The organism is Clostridium sp. D53t1_180928_C8 (genome assembly GCF_015667795.1).
GTDB lineage: Bacteria > Bacillota > Clostridia > Clostridiales > Clostridiaceae > Clostridium.
Genome location: NZ_JADPEL010000004.1, coordinates 210154 through 226098 on the forward strand (window position 1 = coordinate 210154; position 15945 = coordinate 226098).

Below are 15945 nucleotides of genomic sequence, written 5' to 3' on the forward strand. Positions count from 1 at the left end.
TTATACTCCTTCTAACTCGCCTCTTAAAACCTCATCAGTTTGTCTATCACAATAAACTGTTGCAGCTTCTAGAGTATCTGCTTTCTTTCCTGTTACAGCTAATTCTATAGAACTTGTTATATATCCAACAACTACTGATGTTGAAATAGATATAATTGCATATGCCCATGAAGTTACACTTGGAACATTATATTTTAAGAACACAACTAATACTGCTGATACTCCAAAGGCTACATAAGCACCTAAGCTTGTTGCTTTCTTTGTGAATGCTCCTAAAACGAAGATTCCTGCTAATACTCCAAGAACTAATCCCATAAAGCTATTAAACCATTCATAAGCTGATTTAATTTCTCCATTAGCAAGTATCATAGATACTAAAATTGATACAATACCAACTCCTAATGATACATATTGAGCTATCTTAGTTTGTTTTTCAAAACTTAACTCTTTAGAAGATATTTTAGATTGAATATCTAATGTCCAGCTTGTTGCAACTGAGTTTAATCCAGTTGATAACGTTGATTGTGATGCTGCATAAATAGCTGCTAATAATATACCTGTAATACCTACTGGTAATTGGAAAGCTATATATGATGCAAATATTTGGTCTTGTTGTGCAGTTTGTAATAGTGCTGGATTTTGATTATAGAAAACAAATAATGCTGTTCCTATTAAGTAAAATACAGTAGCTAAGAATATTGATAATACACCATTACCATAAGTCATTTTCTTTAATTGTTTTATATCTGTTGTAGTAGTAAATCTTTGTACTATATCTTGACTTGATATATAAGATGAGAATGTGTTAAATCCTGCACCTACTAATATTATAAATGCACTGCTCTTTAATATGTTTATATCAAAAACAACATCTGTTGGTGCTAAGAACTTTCCTCCAGCTAATTCACCGAATACTGCTCCTATTCCACCATCAATATTAAATAATAAGAATCCTAAAGCAAATGTTACACCAACTATTAATACCATCCCTTGAATAAAATCAGTCCATAATACTGATTTTAATCCTCCTGTATATGAGTATATTATTGCAATAACACCCATAACAATTATTAATAAATTAACGTTTATTCCCGTAAGTTGAGCTAATACCATTGAAGGTAAATACATAATTATTGACATACGTCCAATTTGGTAAACTATAAACATTATAGCCCCAAGTATTCTAAGACCTTTATTTTTATATCTTATTTCTAAATATTCATAAGCTGTATCTATTTTTAATCTACTATATAAAGGTAAGAAAAATCTTATTGTTAATGGAATTGCAATAAGCATACCTAATTGTGCAAACCATAAAATCCAACTTCCGCCGTAAGAATTTCCTGCTAATGATAAGAATGATATTGGACTTAGTAACGTAGCAAATATAGAAACTGATGTAACCCACCAAGGAATAGTTCCATCCCCTTTAAAGAATTCTTTACCCTTCATTTCTTTCTTTGAGAATGCTAGCCCTGCTAATAAAACTGCCCCTAAATATACTACTAGCACAACCATATCAATCCATGTAAAACCTTTCATTTCACTCACTCCCTTATACCTTTAAATTTTAGAAGTATTTGTTATAAATAACTTTAGCTTGTTCAATCATTTCTGGAGTAGCTTCTTTCATAGGTTTTCTACAATATCCAGCTTCAACTCCTTCTTCTTCTAATAATAGTTTTAATGTCCCATATAATCCGTTAGCTAAAATATCTGTTATTAAATCATTTGTTACATGTTGAACTTCTAAAGCTTCAGCTATTCTTCCCTCTCTAGTTAATTCAAATATCTCTCTTGCTCTCTTACCATTTACATTAAATGTTGAACCAATTGCTCCATCAACTCCTAAAACAGTTGCTGGTAACATCATTTCATCAAATCCAGCATAAATTAATTTATCAGGGAATCTCTTTCTCATTCTTTCTAATAAATAAAAATCTGCAGCTGTAAACTTAACACCTATTATTTTTTCATTTTCAAATAGCTCTGCAAATTGATCTAAGCTCATATTTACTCCTGTTAAAAATGGAATTGAGTAAATTATCATAGTATTATCTACTGAGTTGATTATTGTATTATAGTAATCCTTAATTTCTTGGAAATCAAATTTATAATAAAAAGGTGTTACTGCAGATAAAGAATCATATCCAAGTTCTGTTGCATATTTTGCAAGCTCTACTGATTCCTTAACATTAATAGACCCTACTTGTGCTATTAACTTAACTGCATCTTTTGCTTCCTCTTTTGCAATTCTAAATATTTCTTTCTTTTCTTCTGTTGATAGCATAAAGTTTTCACCTGTACTACCACCTACATATAAACCATCAACTTTATTTTTATCAATATTATGTCTTATAATTTGTCTTAATCCCTTTTCATTGATATTTCCTTCCTTATCAAATGATACTAATAATGCTGAATAAATTCCCTTCATTGTTAAACCCTCCATTTTATAAACTTTTAATTATTATTTTAAAAAAATTATTTACTTATTTAATGCATTAACAAATTTCTTTGTTATTAATTGTGGTCTTGTAATTGCTCCTCCAACTACACATGAATGTGCTCCACATTTTAATGCTTCTCTTAATTCATTAGGAGTATTTATCTTACCTTCCCCAATTACAGGTATTTTTAAATCTTTAGCTAGCTTGCTAATAAGCTCTAAATCTGGTCCATCTCCTTGAGTTGAATAATCAGTATATCCCGACAACGTTGTAGATACACAATCAACTCCTAACTGTTCTGCTTTTATTGCCTCCTCATAAGTAGATATATCAGCCATAACTAATACTCCATTATCCTTTATATAATCTATTAACTCTTTTAATGACTCTCCATTTGGTCTAGTTCTATTAGTAGCATCTAAAGCAATCATTTCGCACTTAGTAGTAAGCAGCTTGTCCACTTCTTCTTTTGTTGGAGTTATATATATTTCTGAATCACTATAAACTTTTTTTATTATTCCAATAATCGGTAGTGCCGTAACTCTTTTTATTTCTAATATATCCTCTACTCCTTGAGCTCTTATAGCAACCGCACCACCTTCTTTAGCTGCTTTAGCCATTCTTCCCATTATAAAAGAACTATGTAATGGTTCATCTTCTAAAGCTTGACAAGAAACTATAAGCTTTCCTCTTATTTCATTAAACATATACATTCACCCCTTGGTATTCAAGAAAATATTTTTCATTCATTGACTTAATAATATCATGTAATCATTTACTATGCAACCCTTTTCGGAATTTTTTTTCATTTTATTGTTATAATTTTACACTATTAATGTATTTTTGTATTTTTTATTTAATATAAAGAAATATATTTTCATTTTATTAGTTATAATTAGAAAAAAACGTTTGAAACTTATTTTCATTTTATACATTTCATTTCTAATATTTATTAAAATAAAAGGATCACTAAAATATAAATTAGTGATCCTAAAACAAATTTTACACTACCTATCTAAATAGACTCTTTATGCTAATCTAAATATTGTTACTGTAGCTGCATTAACTTTGACACTCTTAATATCTTGAGTTAAATTAGTTAATCGTATAACATAATCTTCTTCAGGAGCAATTATTAATCCTAATGAAATACTATTAGAATATACATCCCTTGAAATTGATGCCACGTGCTCACTACCAGAAATAATATTTCCATTATTATCAGTCAATGCAAAAATAATCGCCTTACTATCTCTAGATAATTCTGAACTATAAGAATTAATTGAATAAGATACTGTATACTTAACAAAATATGATTTATTTCCTGACAATTCTATGTCAGTACTATTTTCAATATGCCTTATATTTTCTCCTGTGATATCATTTTCTGCGAAGTTTACATTGTATCCATATAATACAACTTGCTCATTTCCAAACTCTCTAAACATTATTCCATAGTCACTTATAGTTCCTGATGGACCTGTTGCTCCGGTTGCTCCTGTTGCTCCGGTTGCTCCCACTGGTCCCCTTTCACCTGTCACTCCTTGTGGTCCTTGTTCTCCTTGAATACCTTGTGGCCCTTGCTCTCCTTGGATACCTTGTTCTCCTTGAACACCTTGTGGCCCTTGCTCTCCTTGGATACCTTGTGGTCCTTGAATACCTTGTGGCCCTTGCTCTCCTTGGATACCTTGTGGTCCTGTTGCCCCAGTTGCTCCGGTTGCTCCTCTTGCCCCAGTTGCCCCTGTAGCTCCTGTTGCTCCTGTTGCTCCTGTTGCTCCGGTTGGCCCTGTTGGTCCTTGTGCTCCATTTGCTCCGGTTGCTCCAGCTACTCCTTGTGGTCCTGTTGGTCCTATTGGCCCTTGTGGTCCTGTCACTCCTTGTGGTCCTTGTTCTCCTTGAATACCTTGTGGCCCTTGTTCTCCTTGAATACCTTGTGGTCCTTGAATACCTTGTGGCCCTTGCTCTCCTTGGATACCTTGTGGTCCTTGAATACCTTGTGGCCCTTGCTCTCCTTGGATACCTTGTGGTCCTGTTGCCCCAGTTGCTCCGGTTGCTCCTCTTGCCCCAGTTGCCCCTGTAGCTCCTGTTGCTCCTGTTGCCCCAGTTGCCCCTGTAGCTCCTGTTGCTCCTGTTGCTCCTGTTGCTCCCACTGGTCCCCTTTCACCTGTCACTCCTTGTGGTCCTTGTTCTCCTTGAATACCTTGTGGCCCTTGTTCTCCTTGGATACCTTGTTCTCCTTGAATACCTTGTGGCCCTTGCTCTCCTTGGATACCTTGTGGTCCTTGAATACCTTGTGGCCCTTGCTCTCCTTGGATACCTTGTGGTCCTGTTGCCCCAGTTGCTCCGGTTGCTCCTGTTGCTCCTGTTGCTCCTTGTGCTCCCGTTGCTCCTCTTGCTCCAGTTGCTCCGGTTGGCCCTGTTGGTCCTTGTGCTCCATTTGCTCCGGTTGGTCCTGTTGGTCCTATTGGCCCTTGTGGTCCTGTTATTCCTTGTGGTCCTGTCACTCCTTGTGGTCCTGTTACTCCTGTTGGTCCTTGTACTCCTGTTGCTCCTCTTGCTCCTGTTGCTCCTGTTGCTCCTCTTGCCCTGTTGGTCCTTGTGGTCCTGTTGGTCCTTGTGCTCCGGTTGCTCCAGCTACTCCTTGTGCTCCTGTTGCTCCAGTTGCTCCGGTTGACCCTGTTGGTCCTTGTGCTCCTGTTGCTCCTTTTGCCCCTGTTGCTCCTGTTGCTCCTGTTGCTCCTACTGGCCCTGTTGGTCCTTGTGGTCCTGTTGGTCCTTGTGCTCCGGTTGCTCCTCTTGCTCCGGTTGGCCCTGTTGGTCCTGTTTTTCCCCTAGGTCCCGGACAACCTTGTGGCCCTCTACATCCTGGTTCACCCTTTGGTCCTCTTGGTCCTCTTGGTCCCCTCGGTCCAATGCAACAATCCTCACATTCATCATCACAATATTCCCTAGAAGAATACTCCATGCTTTCATCAATATTATCTGAATACAAATCTTCATTCTCATCCCAGATATTGTACTGATTCATTTTATTTCTAGACGTTCTATTTTTTCTATTTGATCTATTCCTATTATTAGGATTATTCATTGAATTGCTATAGTATCGCATTTTGTCCTCCCAATATTACATTCTAATTTATCATTTGGTTTATCCATACTTTCATATTATGTTTTTAAAATGTTATTGTTACATAGCATTTAGACAAAATACTCCATCATATTACATTTACTTTTATGGTATAATATTCTTAAAAATAAAATATTTAAAACTATTATATACAAGGAGATATATTTATGAAGTTTTATGAAGCTACGGTTAAAGAAACTATAATATATAATGGTAACTATTTAGATCTAATAAATGTAGATGTTAAATTACCTGATGGAAATCTATCTAATAGGGATATAGTTAAACATCCTGGTGCTTGTGCTATAATCCCATTTCTAAATGATAATCAAGTAATACTAATAGAACAGTTTAGAAAACCACTTGAAAAAACTATACTTGAAATTCCTGCTGGAAAGCTTGATAAAAATGAAGAAATTATAAATTGTGCTCATAGAGAATTAGAAGAAGAAACTGGCTATAAAGCTAAAGAAATGATATATCTTGGATGTATCGCTACAGCACCCGGATTTTGTGACGAAATAATCCATTTATATAAAGCTAGTAATTTATATAAAGGAACAAAATCATGTGATGAAGATGAATTTACAGATATTAAAATTTTTACCTTAGATGAAATTAAAAATATGATTAGAAATGGAGATATTATAGATACTAAAACTATAAGTATTTTATCATTTTTATAATAAGCAATTAAATAAATATTAAATGGAAGGTTAAATCTTTAATATAAGCTTTAACCTTCCATTTATTTTTATAAATATTATTTTAGTATTTAAGCTTTAAAATAGTATTTTCTGTAGATAAATTTATAAAGTTGTATAGTATTAAAATATTGTCAAAGGTATTTCCATCTAAATACTCACTTAATTTGCTACTAAAACTTCTTAAATCAACTACATGAATCTCCTCATAGTTTTCAGTTAAAAATGGAATTAATGAATTTGCAAAAGAATCCTTTATAACTAATATTTTTTTATTATTTTTAATAGAATTATTTTTTATTATAGTTAAAGGATTGTTACCATATAAAAACATTGCATATTTATCTCTTAAACCTTCTTTAGAATAGTCATATACAGAATCATAGATTTTATCACCTACTATTTCTAGTGTTAAATTATTAAATTTATAATAGGTAAGAATATCTGAGTTTATATTAAAAGGTTTTGCCTTTGAATAATATGTTCCATAAAAACTTGGTACTTCAACCTTTTCAAATTCATCCAAACTTATTGCATTACCCCCAATAGAACTTATAAAACTACAATATCCCAAATATGCTCCATATGTTGTCCAGTGATGATCTGTATTATAATAAATATATTTTTCTTTATTATTAATTAACTCTTTCATTACATCTACATTATTAGTATATGCTGAGTATTTATATATTTCATCAATTATTTTTTCCTGCATAATTTGAGACGATCCAAATGGTAAATTTTCTTTATATATCTCATAAGAATTTGGAATTACCATTAATGAAACTTTCCCCTTATATCTTTCTCCAAAATTCTTTATCGTTTCAATATTATTAATTAATCTTTCTTCATTTAATAAATCAAACTTCTCAAAAAGCTTGCCATTTTCTCCATATATTATTCCGTTATTTTCTATCTTACCTAATGCATATTCACCTATAGATTTTAAGCTTATCCATTTATCCCTTATAGGAAATTGATCATTTATATACTTTTCGTAGTTTTCTTGAAAACTTCCATTTAAGAACTCTTTAAAAGAAAATGTTACATTTGTTTTTAAATTTCTGTTTTCTAATTCTGAAAATTCCTTATCATTACTAACAAAACTAACTATTGTTATTACTACAATTATTGAAATAAAAGTATATACTAAGTAATTTTTCTTCATTTAATATTACCTCCTAAAACCTAAAATATAGGAAAGGATTATAAGTTGCATCAACTAAATAAGCTATACATAATAAAAATATCGTTATTAAAATTATTGTATTTAAAATATCATTTTTTATAAATTTATTATATATTCTTTTTATTATTGGTGTTGAAAACAATGTAGCAATTATAAACGTAATTCCATAATTTCTTATATAATATATCCATTCATTGTCTATATTTATAGTAAACATTCTTTGTAATAATATTTTTAATTGTTCTATGTCTACTACTGCAAATATCGCCCAGCCAATGATTATAAAGAATATTGAATATATATGTGATATTATTTTGTTTTTTTCTAAAAATCTTAGTAATCCCGCTTTTTCTATACTTATTAACATAAAGAAATATATTCCCCATAATATAAAATTATAGCTAGCTCCATGCCAAAATCCTGTTAAAACCCATACTATAAAAAGATTTATATAAAGTCTTAATCTTCCTACTCTATTACCACCTAAAGGTATATAAACATATTCTCTAAACCAAGACCCCAGTGTAATATGCCACCTTCTCCAAAATTCAGTTATACTTCTTGATATATAAGGATAATTAAAATTTCTTGGAAAATCAAAGCCTAGTATTTTTCCAAGTCCTATTGCCATCAATGAATAACCATTAAAATCAAAATATATTTGAAACGCAAAAGCTAAAATAGATATCCATGCTATTACTGTTCCAATTTCTGAGAATCCCTTTGCTTCAATTTCTGACCAAAGTGATCCTATATTATTTGCTATAATCACCTTACTCCCTAATCCAAGTATAAATAATTTTATACCTTCTTGAATTATATATATATCTACTTTTCTATTTTTTAATGCAACATTTATATCAGTATACTTAACTATAGGCCCTGCTATAAGTTGCGGAAATAAACATACGAATGCTCCAAAATTTACAATATTTTTTTCGGCTTTAACCTTTCCTAAAAACACATCTATGGTATAAGACATAGTTTGAAAAGTATAAAAACTAATTCCTAAAGGTAATGTTATCTCTACATACTTTAATGATATACCTAAAATATTATTTATATTTTCTAAGAAGAAATTAAAATATTTAAAGAAAAATAACATTCCTAAATTAAATAATATAGATATAAATAAAAATATAATACTTATATTTTTACTTTTTCTATATTTTTCTATTCCTCTACTAACCAAGTAGTCTACAAATATTGATGCTAACATTATTAAAAAGTACTTAGGCTCTCCCCATGAATAAAAAACCAAACTAACACCTAACAGAGTTAAATTTTTAAATTTATTAGGAGTTAGAAAATATAGAATCATTGCTATCGGCAGAAACCTAAATATAAATAAAATACTACTAAAAACCATAATTTTCTCTCTTTCGTATACATACTAACAAAAAAATATTGGAACCTTCCTAAAAAGATTTATTAAATATTTTTCTCATCTTAATTAGACTCTATTCTATACAAATTTGTTCCTTATAAAGACTTTATTTTTTTCCTCTGAAATATATTTATAAGCTTTCATCTTAGTGTATTTCTATATAAATGACTATTTTATTTACCTCAAAGGCATTATTAGTAATTATTGAATTATGTATATTTTTATGTTAACCTTGTGTATATACACCTGTAAATGAAATAAAAGGAAGTGTCAAAATGAACTTAAAAGAAGAAATACTAAAATTAAAAGAAGAAAAAAAAGCATTAATAGTTGCTCATCTTTATCAATGTGACGAAATTCAAGAAATAGCCGATATAGTTGGTGATTCTTATTTTTTAAGTAAAAAAGCTATGGAAAGCTCAAAAGATTTAATAATATTTTGTGGTGTAAAATTTATGGCTGAAAGTGCAAAGATACTTTCTCCACATAAAAAGGTACTTATTCCATCCAATAGTACAACTTGTCCTATGGCTGATATGGCTTTGGTTAATCGCCTAGAAGATTTAAAGGACAAGCATCCCACTGCTAAAGTTGTGAGTTATATTAATTCAAATTTAGATATAAAAGCTTTATCTGACGTCTGTGTTACTTCATCGTCAGCTATTGATATATTAAACAACTTGGATTCCGATGAAATAATATTTTTACCTGATAGAAATTTAGGTGGATATTTAGCAGAACAATTGCCTAATAAAAACTTTACTTTATACCCTGGATTTTGTCCAACTCACGAAAGAATTGAAAAAGATGAAATTATATCATTAAAAGAACAATATCCAAATTATCTAGTTTTAGTTCATCCTGAATGTAATAAGGAAGTTCGTGATTTAGCTGATTATATAGGCAGTACCTCTGAACTTATTAGCTATAGCGCCAATTCCACTGCATCCGGCTTTATAGTTGTAACTGAAGAAGGTGTCTTCTATGAAATGAAATTAAAAAGTCCTAATAAAACTTTTATTCCTACTAAAACAGGAATGATTTGTCCTAATATGAAAAAAATATCTCTTAATGATTTATATAATTGTTTAAAAAATGAAGAATTTGAGGTTCGTATTGACGAAGAGCTTAGAGTAAAAGCTCATAAAGCTTTAGAAAATATGCATCTTTTATCTGTATAAGAAATATGAATTATGATGTTTTAATAGTTGGAACAGGTATTGCAGGCCTTTATACTGCTCTCAATTTAAGAGATGATATTAGGATATTAATGATAACTAAAAATACTTTTAAAGATTGTAATAGCTATCTTGCTCAAGGTGGAATTTCCACTTCTCTAGGTATTTTTGATGAAGAAAATTATTTTAATGATACAATGAAAGCTGGAAATTATCATAATGATACTGAAGCTGTTAAATTATTAATAAAAAACTCTATTGAAAATATTAATAATCTAGTTGAAATCGGAGTACCATTTGATAAAGATAATGATAATTTAAAATATACACGAGAAGGTGGCCATAGCAAATTTAGAATAGTTCATGTTAAAGATGAAACTGGAAAATACGTTACTGAAACTTTATTAAATATTGTATCTAATAAAAATAATATTACCATGTTAGAAAATACAAAACTAGTAGATTTAATATGTAAAGATAATAATTGTTACGGTGGAGTTATAGAACATAACTCTGTAGCTTCCACAGTAAATAGCAAATTTACTATTTTAGCTACCGGAGGTATTGGTGGAATATTTAATTCAACTACTAATATTGAATATTTAACTGGAGATGGTCTTAATATTAGCTTAAAAAATAATATTGAAATTAAGGATATGGAATATTTACAACTTCACCCAACTGTTTTATATGAGCCAAAATCTAAAGGCAAAAAATTGCTTTTATCTGAATCTTTACGTGGTGAGGGTGGAATAATACTAAATCAAAATAAAGAGGAATTTATTGATTCTTTACTTCCTAGAGACATAGTTTCTTCCGCAATATTAAAAGAAATAGAAAATACACCTAATAAACCTTATGTTTACCTAGATATAACTAAAAAATCAAAAGAATTTTTAATGGGTAGGTTTCCTTTCTTATATAATGAATGTTTAAAAAGAGGATTTGAAATGGATAAGGATTTACTTCCAATAGCCCCTGCTCATCATTACTGCATGGGAGGAATTAAAGTAGATTTATTTTCTAGAACTTCTATGAATAATCTTTATGCTGTTGGTGAAGCTAGCTGTACTGGAGTACATGGAAGTAATAGACTTGCTAGTAATTCTCTATTAGAAGCATTAGTTTTTAGCAAACAAGCCGCTGAAAATATTAACTCTAAAATATCTGAAATAGATTTTAAAGAAATTATTAATAGTCCAACTTCATATGCATTAGATTCTTATGAGGAATTAATAAACTACTTAAAAGGAAAGGTTGATAATAGATATGCTAAACTATTTAATTGTTGATAAAATAATAAAAAATGCATTAGAAGAAGATATTCCTTATGGTGATATTACAGCTTCTTCAATAGTAACTAAAGGTTCTAAAGCTAAAGCTTCTCTTATAGCTAAGGAAGATGGTATAATTTGTGGATTGCCTGTGTTTGAAAGAGTATTCACCATATTAGGTGAAGTGACTTTTATATCATCAGTTTTAGAAGGTTCTAAAGTTAATAATGGAGATATAATTGGTGAAGTTGAAGGTAATGCTCTTAATATTTTAATGGGTGAAAGGGTTGCTTTAAATTTACTTCAAAAAATGAGTGGAATTGCAACTCTAACTAGTAAATATGCACTTAAACTTCAAGGGTTGAACACAAAAATCTTAGATACAAGAAAAACTACAGCTAATCTTAGAATCTTAGAAAAATATGCTGTTAAAATAGGTGGTGGAAATAATCACCGTTTCTCCTTATCTGATGGAATTTTAATCAAGGATAATCATATTGGATATGCTGGTAGCATAAAAGAGGCTATTAGATTAGTAAAAACTAATTCTTCATTTGTTAGAAAAATAGAAGTTGAAACTGAATCTAAAACCGATGTACTTGAAGCTCTTGAAGCTGGTGCTGATATTATTATGCTTGATAATATGTCCCCTTCTGAAGCTAGTGAAATGGTTAAATTAATAAATGGACGTGCACTTATAGAATGTTCTGGAAATATTACTTTAGATACAGTAGTAGATTATGCATTATCAGGTGTAGATTTTATATCATCTGGCGAACTAACTCATTCTGTAAAAGCATTTGATATTTCTTTAAAAAACTTTACTCAACTATAACATCCTAAAAAAGTAATTACATTTACTTTATACTTTAGTCAATGTAATTACTTTTTACAATTTTGAATACAAACAAATAAATAATTTATCTATATTTTTCTACAGATACTTAGTATAGTCGCTTAATCTTAATGGATATTCTAATTTGGGAACTTCCATATTTAAATCTTTAAACTCCTTTTCAAACAACTCCCTATTATATAAAATCTTTTCTGAATCACCATTAAAACTTGCTGCTAATTCATTAAAAAAATAGGAACATTTTTTATTCCCCAAATTATAGTAACAAACACATAACTGCAAACTTGGTATCCATGTATAATAATCACTATTGGAAATAGCCATATTATAATCATCTGGTCTTGAATCTATTGCAACTCTATACCAAAAAGCTGCTTGTTTAAAATTATTCTTTTCAAGATAATAATTTCCTAAACTACATGAAATCTCAGCTGTTGGATTATCTAACTTAAAAGATTCAAATGCAATATCAACTATTTTATCCTTCCTATCAATTATATTTAATGCTCTTATAATCTTTAAATACGCTCCCTTTACATCTTCTATCCATCCTTCATTAGTATTTATAAATCTTCTATATTGTTTTATAGCTTCCTTATAATATCCATTGTCAAAGAGTTCATTAGCATAATAATATATATCTCTTGGAGTAAACTTTTTATTTTCCTTCTCCATATTTCTAAATATTTTAAGATTTCTATCTGTATATTCTTTAATTTTTCCATGCTCAATAGAGAAATTTCCTTCAAGCCCCCTACCATAAACATCTAAATATTCGTGAACATTTCCTATCCAAATAAACCCACAAGCTCTTTTAACTATTCTATTTCTCCTTAATGATGTAGTTACATCCCCCTGCTCATTTCTTGCCAATATATATTCTGCACTTACATAATCATAACTATTATCCATATTCTCTAACAATAATTTTATTTTTTTTACATTTTCATCATTAATATAGTCATCACCATCTAACCACATTATATAATCACTAGTTGCCTTACTAAATGCAAAATTCCTCGCAGCTGAAAAATTGTTTATCCATTTAAAATCATATATTTTAGAATTAAACTTTGATGCAATTTCCTTTGTTTCATCTGTCGATCCTGTATCTACTATTATAATTTCATCTATGAATGATTTTACTGAATTTAAACATCTACAAAGAGTCTTAGCCTCATCCTTAACAATCATACATAAACTTATTGAAATTTTTTTCTCCATCTATCTCCTTTATTAAAATAAAAATTAATGCACATATTATAATAAGAAATATTATTACAACATGTGCATTACTATATAATTATTTAACCTTAGTCAAATAATTTATCTATTTTAGTATTTATACCTTCAACATTATCCACCTCTGAACAATTATCATTTTTTAAATTGTACTTATTTTTAAGATACAATATCCTATAAACACTTTCGTTAATTCTTTCTTCAGAAATAATCCCATTTGCTATAGCCTCTTCTATTGAAGTTATAACCTCAATCTCATTATCATATCCATGACACACAAGTACTATATCAACCCCTGCCTCAATTGATTTAATAGCAGCTTCTCCTATATTATAATTTTCTGTAATAGCCCCCATAGTCATGTCATCAGTAATAATAACCCCTTTAAACTCCATACTTTCCCTAAGAATATTAGAAATAATTATCTTTGACATAGTAGCTGGATTTTCTGAATCTATATTTTTTAATAAAATATGTGAAGCCATAATAGCATCTGCACCATTTTTTATAGCATTTTCAAATGGTATAAACTCTAATTGCCTAAGTTCTTCTAAACTTTTTTCTACTAAAGGCAATCCATAATGAGAATCTACACTTGTATCACCGTGTCCTGGGAAATGCTTTACTACAGATATAACTCCATTATCCTGTATTCCCCTCATAACTTCAACAGCTAAATTACTAACTATCTCTGCATTTTCCCCAAAAGCTCTATTTCCTATAACAGTATTTTGGGGATTACTTAATATATCAAGTACTGGTGCATAGTCCATGTTATAACCCTTTAACTTTAATTCATTTGCAATTATATCTCCTTCTTTATAACAAATCTCTTTACTATTAAAAGAAGCTACATAAGGTGCTGAAGGCAATTTTTTAAACTCTTGTGGTACCCTAGAAACTACTCCACCCTCTTCATCAACAGAAATAAATAATGGAACTTTATTCTCCTTATTAATATCCTTAAATTCATTTATTAAATTAATAACTTCCATTAAACTATTAACATTATCTCCAAAAAATATAACTCCTCCTATACATTTGTTTTTAATTAAATTTCTTATATTATCATCTAATGTTATTCCATCAAAACCCACAATTAGTAATTGACCTATTTTCTCTTGCAAAGTCATATTATCAATTAAAATCTGAATTTTATCTTCTTTTTCCTTAAACTCCTCATTTAACTTTTTTTCTTTACTTTGCAACTTATCATTTTCACTTACACATGAAATAAAAATTAATATAGTAAATATTGCAAGTAAAACATTCAATATTTTTTTCATATTACCTCTTTAAACTTTAATATACATTTATTTTATTAATCATATTTATTTTATTGTCTTAACTCAAATATTTTTATTATTTTCAAAAACAACTAACAACATACTCAAATATTATTTTCTACTTTATATTAAAATTTAAAAACTTTATAAATAATATCACTTAAAATTCAGATTCTTTTCATTCTTTCTTTGTATAATTAGATTATAAGATATTTCTTAAATATATAATAAGGTGTTGATTATTATTAATACTAAAGATAAAAAAAACAAAAACAGTCCTAGAACTATTTTAAAAAAACAGCCATTAAAACTTATAAGCTTACTAATATTAATTTTACTATTAGTAACTTTACTTATTAAAAGCTATACTAATTTTAAAGATAAAAATTTGGCATTATCTAATTCTAATAATAACTTTAATGAAAATGCTCTAACAATCTGTATTGACCCTGGTCATGGTGATTGGGATGATGGAGCTACAGGTGTAAATGGTGCATTAGAAAAAAATATAAACCTAAACATTTCTCTAAAACTTGGGAAATTACTTCAAAATTCAGGCTTTAATGTGATTTACACAAGAGATTCAGATAATCTTTCTTTATCTGATGATGAAATGGAAAACCTTTGTGAAAGAGTAAATATTTCAAAGAAAAACAATTCAGATTTATTTATTTCTATTCATTGTAACACTACTGATGAATCTCCTAGTTACAAAGGAATAGAAACTTGGTACAACCCTAAAGATATTAGCAATGAAAATTTTGCCAACCTTGTACAAACTGAATTATCTAACTTAAATTATACTAAAAATAGAGGGATAAAATCTGATTCAGAATTAGTAGTTTTAAATAAAAATGATATCCCCTCTGTTTTAGTTGAACTTGGCTTCGTAAGCAACTCTTCAGACGAAAAATTTTTAAATTCTACCAGTGGACAAGCCCAATGTGCAGAAGCTTTATTTACAGCAATAAAAAATGCCTCTGAGGCCATCTATTCATCAGTAAAATCTGATAAATAGATGCTTCCTCACCGAGGCATCTTTTTATTTATTAATTTAATTATTATAGCGGCTAATATAACTATGGCTAATATTATAGCTCCATATATCATAAATAACTCCTCTGGTAATGCATTTATTATAGGATCTATAGTTTCATCAAATATCCAATAATTATTTTTAAAAAATATTTTATGAAATATTATAAATGCTTTTGAGAAATCTGTAATATATGCTCCTAATAATACTATAAAA

General features: G+C 29.3%; 15 protein-coding genes. 5 read left to right on the forward strand and 10 right to left on the reverse strand.

Annotation, left to right across the window (positions count from 1 at the left end; translation table 11 throughout):
* From I4V51_RS05035 to I4V51_RS21095, 5 genes are all read right to left on the reverse strand, one after another.
* Complete coding sequence (locus tag I4V51_RS05035) at positions 1 to 1542, reverse strand: sodium:solute symporter (protein WP_195987215.1); 1542 nt, start codon at positions 1540 to 1542, stop codon at positions 1 to 3.
* A gap of 28 nt (positions 1543 to 1570) precedes the next feature.
* A complete protein-coding gene (locus I4V51_RS05040; protein ID WP_195987216.1) occupies positions 1571 to 2437 on the reverse strand; it encodes an N-acetylneuraminate lyase in 867 nt (288 codons plus the stop codon).
* Positions 2438 to 2488: 51 nt separating this feature from the next.
* On the reverse strand, positions 2489 to 3157 hold the full coding sequence (locus I4V51_RS05045; RefSeq protein ID WP_195987217.1) for an N-acetylmannosamine-6-phosphate 2-epimerase: 669 nt from the start codon (positions 3155 to 3157) through the stop codon (positions 2489 to 2491).
* 321 nt (positions 3158 to 3478) lie between these two features.
* The gene (locus I4V51_RS21350) at positions 3479 to 4954 is read right to left on the reverse strand and encodes a collagen-like protein (protein ID WP_195987218.1); all 1476 of its coding nucleotides are present in this window, start codon (positions 4952 to 4954) and stop codon (positions 3479 to 3481) included.
* Positions 4955 to 4968: 14 nt separating this feature from the next.
* The gene (locus tag I4V51_RS21095; protein ID WP_195987219.1) at positions 4969 to 5559 is read right to left on the reverse strand and encodes a collagen-like protein; all 591 of its coding nucleotides are present in this window, start codon (positions 5557 to 5559) and stop codon (positions 4969 to 4971) included.
* 185 nt (positions 5560 to 5744) lie between these two features.
* Between I4V51_RS21095 and I4V51_RS05060 the strand changes: the two genes are divergently transcribed.
* On the forward strand, positions 5745 to 6263 hold the full coding sequence (locus I4V51_RS05060) for an NUDIX hydrolase (RefSeq protein ID WP_195987220.1): 519 nt from the start codon (positions 5745 to 5747) through the stop codon (positions 6261 to 6263).
* An 82-nt stretch (positions 6264 to 6345) separates the two neighbouring features.
* Here the strand turns inward: I4V51_RS05060 and I4V51_RS05065 are convergent, their stop codons facing one another.
* Positions 6346 to 7449 (reverse strand): DHHW family protein, encoded by a 1104-nt coding sequence (locus tag I4V51_RS05065; protein ID WP_195987221.1) that lies wholly within the window; start codon positions 7447 to 7449, stop codon positions 6346 to 6348.
* A 13-nt stretch (positions 7450 to 7462) separates the two neighbouring features.
* A complete protein-coding gene (locus tag I4V51_RS05070; protein ID WP_195987222.1) occupies positions 7463 to 8839 on the reverse strand; it encodes an MBOAT family protein in 1377 nt (458 codons plus the stop codon).
* Positions 8840 to 9132: 293 nt separating this feature from the next.
* Here I4V51_RS05070 and nadA point away from each other — a divergent pair, with 293 nt between their 5' ends.
* Genes nadA through nadC form a run of 3 tightly spaced genes read left to right on the forward strand, consistent with a single transcriptional unit; the run spans position 9133 to position 12144 of the window.
* The gene (nadA, locus tag I4V51_RS05075) at positions 9133 to 10038 is read left to right on the forward strand and encodes a quinolinate synthase NadA (RefSeq protein WP_195987223.1); all 906 of its coding nucleotides are present in this window, start codon (positions 9133 to 9135) and stop codon (positions 10036 to 10038) included.
* A 5-nt stretch (positions 10039 to 10043) separates the two neighbouring features.
* A complete protein-coding gene (locus I4V51_RS05080) occupies positions 10044 to 11327 on the forward strand; it encodes an L-aspartate oxidase (protein ID WP_195987224.1) in 1284 nt (427 codons plus the stop codon).
* Entirely contained in the window at positions 11305 to 12144 is an 840-nt protein-coding gene (gene nadC / locus I4V51_RS05085) for a carboxylating nicotinate-nucleotide diphosphorylase (RefSeq protein WP_195987225.1), read from the forward strand. The genes I4V51_RS05080 and nadC overlap by 23 nt, the downstream gene beginning before the upstream one ends.
* A 99-nt stretch (positions 12145 to 12243) precedes the next feature.
* On the opposite strand, the gene I4V51_RS05090 is transcribed toward nadC, so the two are convergent.
* Entirely contained in the window at positions 12244 to 13389 is a 1146-nt protein-coding gene (locus tag I4V51_RS05090) for a glycosyltransferase family 2 protein (protein WP_195987226.1), read from the reverse strand.
* A gap of 89 nt (positions 13390 to 13478) precedes the next feature.
* Positions 13479 to 14693: a beta-N-acetylhexosaminidase gene (gene nagZ / locus I4V51_RS05095; protein ID WP_195987227.1), complete on the reverse strand. Its 1215-nt coding sequence runs from the start codon at positions 14691 to 14693 to the stop codon at positions 13479 to 13481.
* Positions 14694 to 15081: 388 nt separating this feature from the next.
* Here nagZ and I4V51_RS05100 point away from each other — a divergent pair, with 388 nt between their 5' ends.
* Entirely contained in the window at positions 15082 to 15711 is a 630-nt protein-coding gene (locus tag I4V51_RS05100) for an N-acetylmuramoyl-L-alanine amidase (RefSeq protein WP_195987228.1), read from the forward strand.
* A gap of 8 nt (positions 15712 to 15719) precedes the next feature.
* Here the strand turns inward: I4V51_RS05100 and I4V51_RS05105 are convergent.
* Positions 15720 to 15945: DUF1461 domain-containing protein (locus tag I4V51_RS05105; RefSeq protein ID WP_195987229.1), on the reverse strand; the 226-nt coding region annotated here is incomplete at its 5' end.